Annotated in this window: 10 protein-coding genes, 1 tRNA gene and 1 pseudogene; 9 read left to right on the top strand and 3 right to left on the bottom strand. The window is 71.6% G+C overall.

Annotated features, from left to right (window positions below):
* The first annotated feature begins 32 nt into the window (after positions 1–32).
* The 8 genes and pseudogenes from ACIQM0_RS03730 (at position 33) to ACIQM0_RS03695 (ending at position 7663) form a co-directional block, all read left to right on the top strand.
* A complete protein-coding gene (locus ACIQM0_RS03730; RefSeq protein ID WP_401283175.1) occupies positions 33–1205 on the top strand; it encodes an ROK family protein in 1173 nt (390 codons plus the stop codon).
* Positions 1206–1354: 149 nt separating this feature from the next.
* Complete coding sequence (locus ACIQM0_RS03725) at positions 1355–2512, top strand: hypothetical protein (RefSeq protein ID WP_401283173.1); 1158 nt, start codon at positions 1355–1357, stop codon at positions 2510–2512.
* A 62-nt stretch (positions 2513–2574) separates the two neighbouring features.
* Positions 2575–2913: pseudogene (locus tag ACIQM0_RS03720) on the top strand (GntR family transcriptional regulator); the annotation flags it as partial.
* 10 nt (positions 2914–2923) lie between these two features.
* Positions 2924–3919: an alkaline phosphatase family protein gene (locus ACIQM0_RS03715; RefSeq protein ID WP_401283408.1), complete on the top strand. Its 996-nt coding sequence runs from the start codon at positions 2924–2926 to the stop codon at positions 3917–3919.
* A 140-nt stretch (positions 3920–4059) separates the two neighbouring features.
* Positions 4060–4848, top strand: coding sequence for an HAD-IIA family hydrolase (locus tag ACIQM0_RS03710; RefSeq protein WP_401283171.1), 789 nt, complete (start codon positions 4060–4062; stop codon positions 4846–4848).
* Positions 4849–4976: 128 nt separating this feature from the next.
* Complete coding sequence (locus ACIQM0_RS03705) at positions 4977–5540, top strand: hypothetical protein (RefSeq protein WP_401283169.1); 564 nt, start codon at positions 4977–4979, stop codon at positions 5538–5540.
* 1 nt (position 5541) lies between these two features.
* Positions 5542–6261, top strand: coding sequence for a class F sortase (locus ACIQM0_RS03700; protein WP_401283167.1), 720 nt, complete (start codon positions 5542–5544; stop codon positions 6259–6261).
* A 367-nt stretch (positions 6262–6628) separates the two neighbouring features.
* On the top strand, positions 6629–7663 hold the full coding sequence (locus tag ACIQM0_RS03695) for a glycoside hydrolase family 6 protein (RefSeq protein WP_401283165.1): 1035 nt from the start codon (positions 6629–6631) through the stop codon (positions 7661–7663).
* A 31-nt stretch (positions 7664–7694) separates the two neighbouring features.
* On the opposite strand, the gene ACIQM0_RS03690 is transcribed toward ACIQM0_RS03695, so the two are convergent.
* From ACIQM0_RS03690 to ACIQM0_RS03680, 3 genes are all read right to left on the bottom strand, one after another.
* Positions 7695–9629: a galactose oxidase-like domain-containing protein gene (locus ACIQM0_RS03690; RefSeq protein ID WP_401283163.1), complete on the bottom strand. Its 1935-nt coding sequence runs from the start codon at positions 9627–9629 to the stop codon at positions 7695–7697.
* Positions 9626–11539 (bottom strand): glycosyltransferase, encoded by a 1914-nt coding sequence (locus ACIQM0_RS03685; protein WP_401283161.1) that lies wholly within the window; start codon positions 11537–11539, stop codon positions 9626–9628. The genes ACIQM0_RS03690 and ACIQM0_RS03685 overlap by 4 nt, the downstream gene beginning before the upstream one ends.
* Before the next feature lie 545 nt (positions 11540–12084).
* Positions 12085–12158: transfer RNA gene (locus ACIQM0_RS03680), tRNA-Lys, on the bottom strand.
* Between the two features lie 183 nt (positions 12159–12341).
* On the opposite strand from ACIQM0_RS03680, the gene ACIQM0_RS03675 reads away from it, so the two are divergent.
* Positions 12342–13667, top strand: coding sequence for a peptidoglycan-binding protein (locus ACIQM0_RS03675; RefSeq protein WP_401283159.1), 1326 nt, complete (start codon positions 12342–12344; stop codon positions 13665–13667).
* The last annotated feature ends 3 nt before the right edge of the window (positions 13668–13670 follow it).

Below are 13670 nucleotides of genomic sequence, written 5' to 3'. Positions count from 1 at the left end.
GCCAAAGTGCAAGCGGCAGCGACAATGGGTCGGTGAACAGGAGTAAGAGCGGCGCCAACCTGCCGACGCTGCGCAGCCACAACGGGGCGCTCGTGCTGGACCTGCTGAGGGTCGCGGGCGAGCGCGGGATCAGCCGGCTCGAACTCGCCGAGCGGACGGCGCTCACCCCGCAGGCCGTCAGCAAGATCACCGCCCGGCTGCGGGCCGAGGGCCTGGCGACGGAGGCGGGCCACCGCGCCTCCACGGGCGGCAAGCCCCGGACCGTGCTGCGGCTGGTGCCGGACGCCGGACACGCGGTGGGGCTGCATCTGGACCGCGACGGGCTGACCGTGGTGCTCGTCGACCTCGCGGGCACGGTGGTCGCAAGCCGTACGGCCCCGCTGGACTTCGGCGCCCCGGCCGACGAGGTGGTCGCCGCGGCGGCCGGCGCGGTCGCCGCCGTGCGCGGCGACGGTACGCGGCCGGTGCTCGGCGTGGGGGCGGCGGTGCCGGGGCCGCTCGACCACCGGGGCGGGGTGCTGCACCGCGTCACCGGGTTCCCGCAGTGGGACGGCTACCGGCTCGGGGACGCCCTCGCGGCGCGGACCGGGCTGCCCGTCGTCATCGACAAGGACACCAACGCCGCGGCCCTCGGGCTCGCCCTCCAGGCGCCGGGTCCGGGCGACTTCGCGTACCTCCACCTCGGGACCGGACTCGGCGCGGGGCTGGTGCTCGGTGGGGCGCTGCACCGCGGGACCCGTACCGGGGCCGGTGAGTTCGGCCACCAGACGGTGCAACTGGACGGGGTGCGGTGCGGCTGCGGCGGACGTGGCTGCATCGAGGCGCTCTGCCTGGCGGCCGTCGCCCGCGGCGATGTCGCAGAGGCCGCGCGGGTGCTCGGCACCGGCGCCGCCAACCTGGTCGGGCTGCTCGGCATCGACCGGGTGGTGCTGGGCGGACGCACCGTCGCCGCCGACCCCGACGCGTACGTCCGCGGAGTGCGCGCCGTGCTCGACGAGCGGGCCCGGCGCGAGGGCGTCGGCGGGGTGCCGGTGCCGGACGTCACCGCCGGGGGAGGCGACCGGCCGGTCGCCGAAGGGGCGGCGCAACTGGTCCTCGCCCCGCTGTTCGGCCGCGTCGGCGGCAGCGACGACCCCGAGCGGGCCCGGGACCGCCACCCGGAGCCGGACGGGGAGGGCGCCCCGGAGCGGCCCCGGCTCGGCTGATCGAGGGGTTCGCCGCCGCCGGCCGGGCGGCCTCGCGGCAAGTCTGCGCGGGGGCGCACCCCCGGGCGTGGCAGCGTCGCCGGTCCATACCGGTGAACTCCGGGTCCGGGGCGAGCCGACTTCTTCCGCGAGCAGCGAAGGCCGCCCCCATGCCCTCCGTGCCCCCCACACCGCCCCCGCCCGCCACACCCCCCGAACACCCCGTGCCCGTGCCGGGGCCGCCCGCATCCGCCGGGCGGCCCCGGCACGGGCACGGGCTCGCACTCGGGCTGGTCGCCGCCAGTGTGGTCCCCGCCGTCGTGCTCGGCGGGGCGGGGAACGCGTCGGCCGCCCCGCAGCGCAATCCGGCCGCCACCCCGGCCACCCCGCCGGCCGCGGCACTGGCGGCACTTGCGGCCCCGGACGCGTCCGCACCGGTCGCCGTCACCGCCGACCAGCAGCCCGCGTGCGGTGATCCGGAGGCGGCCGAGTTCCCGATCGACACCCGGATCCACGGCGGCCCCGACACCTACGCCTCCGGCGGCGGCTACGGCACCTGGTTCCTGGACCTGACCAACACCACCTCGCGGTCCTGCCGCGCCATCCACCCGGTCCTGGTCCTCACCGACGCCGACCGCAAGCTGACCTCGGACCAGATCCAGCTGAAGTTCTCCGAGCGCGCGCATCCGGACGTGGAGCACCGCGTCACCTGGGAGACGACCGACCGGGACGAACACATCGGCGTCTTCGGAGGCGTCGGCGGCGATGCCTTCGGGGGCTTCACCGTGCCCGCCGGCCGCACCGTCACCGTCCAGGTCAGGCTGGCGTTCACCTCCGACACCAGCCCCGGCCGGATCACCGCCAACGCCGCGATCGTCCAGCGGAAGCACCCGCCGGGCGGCAGGAACGACAGCGGCGCGGTGCCGGAGGGCAGTGACGGGGAGTGGGTCGGAGAGTCCGGGGACTATCCGTTCACCGTGATCGAGGACGGCGGGGGAGAGGGCATGGACAGCGACAGGACCGGCAAGCAGGAGGACCGCACCGGCGAGGTCGGCGAGGTCGGCAAGGGCCGCGAGACCGGTGGCACCGGCAGGGAGAGCGACGGTACGGGCGAGGAGTCCGGCCGCCTCCCCGACGGGACCCGGCCCAGCGGCACCGCCGCCCCGCGCCCCGTCGCACCGGGCCGGGACCCCGCCGGGGTCCCTGAGCTGGCCAGGACCGGCATCCCCGTGCCGTTGCCGCGGCCCGGTCTCACCGTCTCCGGGTTCCTGATCGGGGGCGGGGCCATGGTGGTCTGGTCCCGCCGGACGCGCCGCGCCCGCCGCTGACTTCGAGCCGTTCCGGGCCTGCGCGTCCACCGGTGTTCATGTCCGTCTGCCACCATCGGGCCGTGGACTACCCGCGCGACCAGGCACCTGGCGCACCGATTCGCTCCGGCATCCCGGAGCACGGCCGTATTCCCAAGTACTACGCCGTGAAGGCCCATGTCTCCGTCCTCGTCGAGGAACTGGGCGAGGGCGGCATGCTGCCGCCGGAACGTGACCTCGCCCTGCGCTACGGGGTGTCGCGCGAGACCGTGCGCCAGGCGCTGCGCGAACTGCTCCTGGAGGGGCGGCTCGCCCGGCAGGGCCGCGGCACGGTCGTCGCGGGCCCCAAGCTGGAGCAGCCGCTCTCCCTCGCCAGCTACACGGAGGGCGTGCGCCGCCAGGGGCGCACCCCGGGCCGCCACCGCCGCCGAACTGGCCGGCGGCAGCCGGGACGCGGTCTTCGTCCACCTCGACAACGTCGACCACGCGGGCCACAGTTACGGCGCCGCGAGCTCCCAGTACCTCGACGCGATCCACGGCGTCGACACCCAGGTCGGCCGGCTGGTGGCGGCGGTGAAGGGCCGGGCCACGTACGGCTCCGAGGGCTGGCTCATCATGATCACCGCCGACCACGGGCACACCGACGCCGGCGGCCACGGCGGCCACGGCGGCTCCAGCGCGGCCGAGCGGCAGACCTTCCTCATCGCCGCCGGTGGCGCGATCACCGCGGGCTCGACCCGGTACGACATCAAGATGCCGGACGTGGCCGTCTCCGCCCTCGCCCACCTCGGCACAGCCGTGGACCCGGCCTGGGGCCTGGACGGGCGCCCGCTCCAGCAGCCCGTCCCCGACGCCTTCGACGCCCTGCGCCCGAAGCTGCAGACCCGGGTCGACGAGACGGGTACCGGCAGCACCGTCCTCGGCTTCACCCACACCCCGCCCGCCGGATGGACCGTCGACAACAGCGCGATGGGCACCGGCGGCGTCACCGAATGGCGCGGCTGGACCTTCACCACCGACGAGTTCTGGACCTCCGCCGAGCGCGGCCAGTGGCGCGAGACCAACGTCAGGGCCCGCAACGTCTTCGCGGTCGCCGACGGCGACGAGTGGGTCGACAAGAGCTGTACGGGCACCTTCGACTCCACCCTGATCAGCCCCGCCTGGCCGGTCACCGGCGGCCGCGCCGCCACCCTCGCCTACACCACCCACTACCGTCAGGAGGCCCCGCAGAAGGGCGAGGTCCTCGTCTCCTACGACGGCGGCACACCGGTCGCGGTGAAGGCGTACACCGCGGACACCGTCTCGAAGACCGAATCGCTCACCCTCCAGGTCCCGTCCGGGGCCACCACCGCCCAGGTCCGATTCCGGTACACGGGGGGCAACAACTGGTTCTGGGTGGTCGACGGGGTGACGGTCAAGGCCGCGTGATCCGGCGCCAAGATCAGGTACGGGTGATCAGGCAGTACCCGCCGGTCGAACGGGCAGCCTAAAATCGGGGACGTCGGCGCTGCACAACGCGGTGCCGCCGGCGTCCCCGCACCCGGCGTACGGCAAATCAGGAGTCCCGCATGGCAGAGCGCAAGCCGATCTCGTCCTGGCTCACCGACATGGACGGAGTCCTCATCCACGAGGGGACCCCGATCCCCGGCGCGGACGCCTTCATCAAGCGGCTGCGGGAGTCGGGACTGCCCTTCCTGGTCCTCACGAACAACTCGATCTACACCGCCCGCGACCTGCACGCCCGGCTCAACCGGATGGGCCTCGACGTGCCCGTCGAGAACATCTGGACGTCCGCGCTCGCCACCGCCCAGTTCCTGGACGACCAGCGGCCCGGCGGCACGGCGTACGTCATCGGCGAGGCCGGGCTGACCACCGCGCTGCACGACATCGGCTACGTCCTCACCGACCACGAGCCCGACTACGTCGTCCTCGGTGAGACCCGTACGTACTCCTTCGAGGCGCTCACCAAGGCGATCCGGCTGATCAACGGCGGCGCCCGCTTCATCGGCACCAACCCGGACGAGACCGGCCCGTCCGCCGAGGGCCCGCTGCCCGCGACCGGGTCCGTCGCCGCCCTCATCACCAAGGCCACCGGCAAGGCCCCGTACTTCGCGGGCAAGCCCAACCCGCTGATGATGCGCACCGGGCTCAACGCGATCGGCGCCCACTCCGAGTCCAGCGCCATGATCGGCGACCGGATGGACACCGACGTGCTGGCCGGCCTGGAGGCGGGCATGCAGACGTTCCTGGTGCTCACCGGGCTCACCACGGTGGCGGACATCGACAAGTACCCGTTCCGGCCGTCCACGGTCGTCGACTCCATCGCCGACCTCGTGGACCTCGTCGACCTGGGCTGACACCCGGTCCGGGGGCGGGGGTGCGTGCGCGCCGCGTACGCACCCCCGCACTCCACCGGCCCAGTGCCGCGGCCCCTGCGGATGCGGAAAGCCGCCGCACGCGTGAACCTTCCATAAGGAGGTTCACGATGCGTTCAATACCCCTCACGTTCTGTGCCGCCGCGGTGGCCGCGGCGACCCTGATGCCCGCTTCCGTCGCACTGGCCAGTTCCGGTTCCGTCCACGACCAGGAGTCGCGGTCCCGGGTCACCCTCTCGGTCTCCCCGTCCTCCGTCGCCCCGGGCGGTGAGGTCGACCTGGAGGTCGACGGCTGCAAGGGCAAGGAGGCCAAGGGGAACTCCGATGCCTTCGTCTCCGAGGCGCGCTTCTCGCCCGGTGACGGCAGGACGCTCTTCGCAGAGGCCCGGATCCGCTCCGACGCCGATGCCGGCGACTACGACGTCCAGGTGGTGTGCAAGGACGACAAGCACGCCAAGGCGTCCGCCGTCGTCACCGTCGTCCACCGCAACCGGCCCATGCCCGTCGCCCCGGTCCGCGCGGGCGGCGGCGGCACCGCCGTACTCGCGGACCAGGCCGCCCAGCAGGAGGGCCCCGGCACCGCCCACGCGGTGATCGGCCTCGCGCTCGCCGCCGTCGCCGCCGTCGCGGTCGCCCTCCGCAGCGTGCGCCGCCGCCGCCCGGCCACCGACTGACATGTCCTCCTCCGACCGCTCGACCGGGCACGGCAGGCTGCTCACCGGAGTGGCCTGGGCCGTGCTGCTGCTGGGCCTGTGGCTCTGGGGCCGCGGCATCACCGACGGCTCCGGCACCGGCTCCGCCCCGACCACCGGGGACGTCGCCGCGGTCGGACGCCCGCTCGGCGTACCGCTGCCCCCGGCACACGACCCGATCGAGGGCGGGACGCCGCGGAGCGTGGAGATTCCGTCGATCGGCATCCGGGCCCCCGTCGTGTCCCGGGGCCTGGACGAGGACGGGGCGATCACACCGCCGTCCTTCGACACGCCCCAGACGGTCGGCTGGTACGGCAGCGGCACCGAGCCCGGCGCCAAGGGGCCGGCGCTGTTCGTCGGCCACGTCGACACCGAGACCAAACCGGCCGTCTTCTACGGGCTCAGCGCGGCCCGCCCCGGCGCCAAGGTCGAGGTGACCCGGACCGACGGCACGATCGCCGAGTTCACCATCGACGACGTCCAGGTCTTCACCCGCGAACGCTTCAACGCCCAGAAGGCGTACGGCCCCCGCAAGGACGGCCGGGCGGAGCTCCGGCTGATCACCTGCGGCGGTACGTACGACCGTGCCGCGCACACGTACACGGCGAACGTGGTCGTCTCGGCGTACCTGACCGGCGAGAAATCGGCGGAGAGGGCGAGCGGGAAGGCGGGCGCGAAGGCGGCCGCCGGGATCGGTGCCTGATCCCGGGGGTACGCGGACCGGCCGGCCGCCCGGTTCTCCGGGCGCCGGCCGGGCCGGTCCTCGACCGCGGTGCGCGGGCCGCGGGAGTGGCCCGGCGCGGACACGGGAGGTCGGTGGCGTCCTGGGTCGCCGCACGCCCACTGTAGGACGCCGAACTGCCCACGCCCAGCTACTTTCTGACGGTACGTCGATAACCAGTCACGCTCCGCACGCGGCCAAGCCGGGCAGAGCGTGGTGAACCCGCCGTAACAGCTCTTCGACGAAGTCGTGAGGGGCCGGGCCGCTCCCGGGCCCTGTGCCAGGATGGGCGGCGATGTGACGTTCCCCGTCTGCGCCCCGGCGGCCGGTGAGCACCTAAGGGGAGTGAATGTACGGCAGCCACAACGGCCGGTTCGGCATGCGGGGAGCGGGCGTGGCCGTGCTCGGCGCCGCGCTGCTGCTCGCGGGATGTTCCTCTTCCGGCGACGGTGACAAGGACGGCGGGGCGGGGAAGAACCCCGCGGCCATCGCCCAGCAGCCCAAGGGCACCGATCCGTACTGGGTCAACCCCGACGGGAACGCCGCCCGGCAGGTCGCCCGGTACACCGAGGACGGCGACGCGAAGAACGCGGCCCTGGTCCGGAGGATCGCGCGGCAGCCGGTCGGTGAATGGATCGGCCCGGACAACCCGGAGGCCGAGGCGAAGGGCTTCACGGAGGCCGCCGCGAAGGCCGGCCGCGAGGCGCTGCTGGTCCTCTACAACATCCCGCACCGCGACTGCGGACAGTTCTCCAAGGGCGGCGCGGCCGACGGTGACGCGTACCGAAGCTGGCTGGACGGCGTGGCCAAGGGCATCGGTGACCGCGGCGCCACGGTGATCCTGGAGCCGGACGCGGTGCTGCACCTGGTCGACGGGTGCACTCCGCGGAAGTTCCACGAGGAGCGCTACGACCTGCTCAAGGGCGCGGTGGAGCGGCTCAAGCAGCAGCCGGGCACCCGGGTCTACGTGGACGCGGGCAACGCGGGCTGGCACACCCCGGACGCGCTCTTCCAGCCGCTGCGGCAGGCGGGCATCGACGCGGCCGACGGCTTCGCGGTGAACGTCTCCAACTTCCAGACCACCGAGGTCAGCGAGGACTTCGGCAAGCGGCTGTCGGCGAAGGTGGGCGGCAAGCCGTTCGTCATCGACACCAGCCGCAACGGCAACGGCCCGTACACCGGCGGCGCCCCCGAGCAGAGCTGGTGCAATCCGCCGGGACGGGCCCTCGGCGCGACCCCGACGGCGTCCACGGGCGACGAGCTCGTCGACGCGTACCTCTGGATCAAGCGCCCGGGGGAGTCCGACGGCGACTGCCGGGGCGGGCCGAAGGCCGGCGACTGGTGGCCCGAGTACGCCCTCGGCCTGGCCCGCGGCACCGGATAGGACGGGTCCCGTCCGGTGCCGCGTGAGGTGACTACGGCACCTCCACCCACGTTCCCTCCGACGGTGTGCCCTGGTCGTCGGTGACGAAGAGCATGTACCAGCCCGACGGCACCAGCGCCCGGTTCTTCGGCACCGTCACCGAGATCCCGCCGTCCGTCTTCTTCAGGTCCAGCGCCACCGACCGCTGGTCGGTGTCCGTGACGTGGGTGACCGCGCTCGGCCGCATCAGCTTCGCCGACGTGATCGTCGAGGCCTGGTTGGTCGTGAACATCGCGGTGCCGCCGCGCTTCACGCTCTTCGGCCCGGCGGTCAGCTCGGGCCGCGAGTCGCGGTACAGGTAGGGCGGGGTGTAGATCTCGATGCGCTGCTCGAAGACGCCCGGCCGGGTGTTCGCCTTGTCGGAGTAGAGCGAGTCCGAGCCGAAGATCATGACCCGGCCGTCGGGGAGGAGCACCGACCCCGAGTGGTAGTTGCGCCCCACCGCCGGGTCCGCGACCCGCTGGTAGGTGTCCGACTTCGCGTCGTACAGCCGGGCCTGGAGGACGTCGGAGCCGCCGCGGCCCCGGTAGTCGTCGGAGCCGCCGGTGACCAGCAGGGAGTCGTCGGGGAGCAGGGACGCGCTCGGGTAGCGGGTGCCCTCGTCCAGGGAGGCGCCGTCCTTGAACCTCGGATCGGCGTCCTTGAGGTCGACCAGCCGGGACTTCTCGCTGGACTTGTCGGACTCACCGACGCCGCCGCCGCCGATCACCATGAACTTCTCGTCCTGGGCCGGGGGAAGCCGTACCGTCGCCGAGGTCTCCATCCGGTCCGGGTCGCTCAGGCCGGGGATCTTGGTGAACTTGTTCGTCGCCAGGTCCCAGACGCCGGGAGCGCGGCCGACGGTGGCGGGGCCGTAGCCCGCGTTCGAGCCGGAGTAGAAGAGCTTGCCGTCGTTGAGGAGGAAGACCGCCGGGTAGGTGGGGAACTTCCGGATGACGCCGGTGTACTCCCACTTCTTGGTCTCCGGGTCGTAGACCTCGTCCTTGCCGGGCACGATCTGCCCGATCTCGTCCAGGCCGGAGAGGGCGAGGACCTTGCCGTCCTCGAGCGTGGTCAGCGTCGGGTACCAGCGGGCCTCGTTCATCGGGTCGACGGTGATGTACTTCTCCGCCACCGGATCGAACTCGAAGGCCTCCCGGATGCCCTGGAAGTCCTTCTTGTCGAGGGCGAGCTTCTGGGCGATCCCGTACACGTTGCGGGTGTCGGAGCCGGACAGGCCGGCTATGCGGTAGTTGTCCTCCGCGCCCGTCTCGTACTCCGTACCGGACTTCTGGGCCTCGACGTAGATCCGGCCGAGACCGGGGTCGTTGCGCAGGAACGCGCCGGTGTTCTTGTCGAAGACCTTCTTGGCCTTCTCCACCAGCACGGGGTCCTTGGTGACGAAGGTCCTGCCGTTGTCCTTGCCGGTGAATCTGGTGCCCGCGGGAAGCGTGATCGGCTTGTCCGGGTCCTCGTTGTGGACGATCATCAGGCCGCCCGCCTTGGTGACGTCGCCCTTGAGCTTCTCGTACTGCTTCGTGCCGCCGGCTATGAGCAGCTTGCCGTCGGGCAGCTGGGTGTGACCGGCGCAGAACATGTCCTTGGGCGTGGGTATGTTCTTGAACTCGTTGGTCTTCGGGTCCCACAGCACCGACCGGAAGCTCTTCGCGTCGAAGTTCTTCTGGTTGTTGCCGGAACCGGCGACGAGCAGCACCTTGCCGGTGTGCAGCAGCGCCGCGTGGATCGTGTTGATCCTGAACTCGGACGGGATGTCCAGGAAGTCCCAGTGGCCTTTGGCGGCCTTGTAATCGGACTTGTTGATCTTGTAGTCGTGGTAGCGCTCGGTGCTGAAGCGGTACAGCCACGGCCCGTTCGCCCCCGCGAGCGCGAGAACCACCGCCGTACTGATCGCCATGCGGCGGGTACGGCGGCTCGGACGGTACTTCATGGTCTACGTCCCCCAAGGGCGATCTGCATGGTCTGTTCGTTGCCGTCCCAGCCGGGCTTCTCCTGGCCTGCTTGGGCGGGCGGGCCGCTCGGCGGCGGTGGTCCCGCGCGCCGCTTCCTCTTCTCCGCCCGCACGGTGTACCGCCAGCCGAAGATCGGTGCCGCGGTGATCAGCAGCGCCAGGGCCGCCCAGGTGAGCATCGCCGGATGGCTGTGGCCGAGGACGAACGACGCCACGATCGAGCCGCCGAAGACCAGGATGAAGAAGAGGTGGATGCGGAAGGTCCCGAAGAGGGTGTCCGGGCTGGAGGAGTCGCCCTTGGGCGTGACGACGAACGAGCTCTTGCGGCGCAGCACGGCGTCCATCAGCGAGCGCGCGTAGATCGGCGCGGAGAGCGCGGACATCATCATGCCGGCCAGGCCGCCGGAGCCCTCGGGCTCGTGCGGCGAGACGTTGTGCCGGCGGTTCCAGATGTACAGGCCGATCTGGAGCGCGGACGCGTTGCCGTACAGCATCATCCAGACGACCGGGTCGATCTGCACGCCCGAGGCGCCCATCCCCAGGAACAGCGCGCAACTGAGCGCGGCGAGGATCCAGTTCATGGCGGACATCGGGTAGAAGATGATCATCATGGTGTAGTTGAAGAGCTTGCCCACGGGCAGTGAGCAGACGCCCTTCCAGTACTGCTTGAGGATCGTCTCGTACGTCCCGCGCGACCAGCGCAGCTGCTGGGTGAAGAAGTCGGTCCACGCGGTCGGGCCCTCGCCCACGGCCAGGACGTCCGGGGTGTACACCGAGCGCCACTTGCGGCCGGTGCGCGGGTTGCGGGCGCGGTGCATCTCGAAGCCGGTCGCCATGTCCTCGGTGATCGAGTCGTACAGGCCGCCGATCTGCTTGAGGGCCGAGATCCGCACCGCGTTACTGGTGCCGACGAACATCGGGGCGCCGTAGCGGTTGCCCGCGCGCTGGATCAGCGCGTGGAAGAGGAACTGCTGCGACTCGGCGGCCTTGGTGACGAAGCTGTCGTAGTTGCCGTACACCTGCGGGCCGATGACGAAGCCGACGTCCGGGTCGCGGAAGTAGCCGAGCATCCGCTCCAGATAGTTGGGCATCGGGACGTGATCGGTGTCGACGGACGCGAAGAAGTCGTACGTGTCGCCGTGCGCGTCGAGCCAGGCGTTGTAGTTGCCGTGCTTGGTCTTCGCGCGGTGCGGGCCCTTGGCCTGGTTCCAGTGCGCCACGCCCTTGCGGGAGAAGTGGTGCACCCCCAGCCGTTGGCAGACCTCCTTGACGGCGGGGTCGTCGCCCTCGTCGAGGAGCCAGACGTGCATCAGTCCGCGGTGGCGGATGCGGACGGCGGCCTCCAGGGTCTTCGTCACCATCTCCAGGGGCTCCTTGCCCGGGACGAAGGAGGTGAGGAAGGCGACCCTGGTGCCGTTCTCCGGCACGACCGGCACCGGGTCACGTGCGACCAGGGTGGCGTGCGCGTTGGAGAGGACGTTCAGGGTACGGAAGAGCTCGATGAGACCGATCGACACCAGCATCACGATGTCGAGGATCAGCAGCGTGTCGTTCTTGAGGTTCGGGTCGCGCTGCGTCCAGTGCTCGGGCTGCATCAGCCAGGCGAACAGGCCGAGCGAGACGAGCGGCGCGGCGCCCAGCAGGAGGGCCGCGCGTATCCGGTGCGGCTCCTGGGAGAGGAGCGAGCGGTACCGCACGGTGTACGGCTTGGCCGGATCGGGTTGGGTCAGTGGCCCGGCGAGCCGGCTGTAGTGCTCGTAGTCGTAGCGCGGCAGCTCCTTCTTCGGGCGCCGCCGGTGGCCCCCGGGCCTGAGCTGCGGGGGTATCCGGAGCTGCGTGGTCCGGGAAGAGTCGTTGTCCTGCCGGGCGCCTGGCGGCGTCGACGTCATGGGTCATCCCCCTGCACACAGGCGGGCTGTGTGGTCGGTCGGTCCTTTCGCCTGTCGCGTGCCCCCCAGGAACGCGACCGACGGCTCAGTGGCGGGCCACCCTTCCTGAGACACGGAACGGAGCCCTTCCGGTTGCATGATGCCTGTTCGGTATTTGCTCGTGTGCGAGACCCCCACCTCACCTCGCACACAACCGGAACATCTCCCTCACATGCCCCCAACTGCTGTGCCCGTCAGCTCGGTTGGCGCCGACAGTATCCAGACAGGTTGGCCGACCCGGGCCGTGATCGCAAGGGTGAAACGGGCGGTTAACCGCTCATACGCACGATTTGGTGGCCCTCGCGGCGAGGTGATGTGGGGGCGCGGGCGGGGGTGATCGGAGTGACCGTGAAGCGCCCTCGTGCCACCGGGTGACCAACTGGTGACTGTCCGTCGGGTGTGAGTGGGCTGTGCGTGAGCAAAGTATGCACTGTGGGGTGTCGGTGCGGAGCGCCGGAGAACGGCCAAGGCCCCCTCGCGCGTGGCGAGGGGGCCTTGACTTTGCGTGCGCCGCCAGGGACTCGAACCCCGGACCCGCTGATTAAGAGTCAGCTGCTCTAACCAACTGAGCTAGCGGCGCCTGCTGACCTGGAGAACTCTACCCGATCCGGGGTGGTGGTCCCGACCATTTCCCCTCCACCTCGGCCTGTCGGATGGTCGTTTTTTCTCTTCTATCCGTCAAAATGCGATATGTCAGGAGAGTTGAGAGACTGACGCCCGTGCAGATGCGCCCAAAGATCTTGACGACTGCGGAGGGAACCGCATGGCTGTGCCGGCCTTCGAGGAGTACGTACCCGCCATCGACTGCACCTGTGCGGGGTGCGCCGTGCAACGGCGAACCGCAGCCGCGGCACTGCCCACGCGGCAGGGAGGGCATCCGGCCGCGCACGGCGCGCGGCGCGCGCTGGTGCTGGCCACCGCCGCGGGAGTGGTGCTGAGCGCCGGTCTCGCGGAAGCGGCGACCGCGGTGGCCGACCCCGCCCCGGTGACCGACCCCGCCCCGGTGACCGATCCGGCCCCGGTGACCGATCCGGGGCCGGACAGCCCGCAGGGCGGACCCGGCCCGTTGCAGGGCGCGGGGGCCTCCGGCCCGTCGGCCTCGCAGGCGAGTACGTCCACCCTGCGCAGGACCACCCGGGCCGAGATCATCAGCCGCGCGAAGAAGTGGGTCACCGCGCAGGTCCCGTACAGCATGAGCAGGTACTGGTCGGACGGGTACCGCCAGGACTGCTCCGGCTATGTGTCGATGGCCTGGGACCTGGCCGGAAACGAGTGGACCGGCAGCCTCGCCTCGTACGGCACGCGGATCGCGCGGGAGGATCTCCAGCCCGGTGACATCCTGCTCTTCCACAATCCGGCCGACCCCGCGAAGGGCTCGCACGTCACGATCTTCGACGGCTGGACGGACTCCGCGCACACCCATTACACGGCGTACGAGCAGACCACGCCGCACACCCGCAAGCGGACGACGCCCATGGCGTACTGGAGCAACTCGGGCAGCTACGCCGCCTACCGCTACAAGGGGCTGAGCACCGGAACCGGCGGCAGCGGCTCGACGACGAAGTTCCCGGGGGCCGGGAAGTTCGGCCCGGGTGCGAACAACGCCTACGTGACCCAGCTCGGCAAGCTGCTCGTCGCGCGGGGCGGCAAGCGCTTCTACAGGGTCGGCCCCGGCCCCGCCTGGGGCAGCGCCGACCGGCAGGCGACCGCGGCGTTCCAGAGGGCCCAGGGCTGGAAGGGCAAGGAGGCCGACGGCATCCCCGGCCCCGGCACCTGGCGCCTGCTGACCACCGGGACCGGCCGCGACATCGCCGCCGCGGGCGGAACCGGCCAGGGCGGTTCGACCGGTGTGTCCGCCTTCCCGGGGCGGGGCTATTTCCGGTCGGGTCAGTCCAACAGCCATGTCGACAAGCTCGGGAAACAGTTGGTGAGGAAGGGATACGGCAAGTACTACGTGTCGGGCCCCGGACCCCGGTGGACCGAGGCGGACCGGCGCAATGTCGAGGCCTTCCAGAAGGCGCAGGGCTGGCGGGGTGCGGAGGCCGACGGCTATCCGGGTCCGGAGACCTGGCGGCGACTCTTCGCGTGACAC

The organism is Streptomyces sp. NPDC091387 (genome assembly GCF_044756945.1).
Lineage (GTDB): Bacteria > Actinomycetota > Actinomycetes > Streptomycetales > Streptomycetaceae > Streptomyces.
The sequence above is the reverse complement of the archived record's forward strand: the minus strand, read 5'-3'. Positions and strand labels throughout refer to the sequence as shown.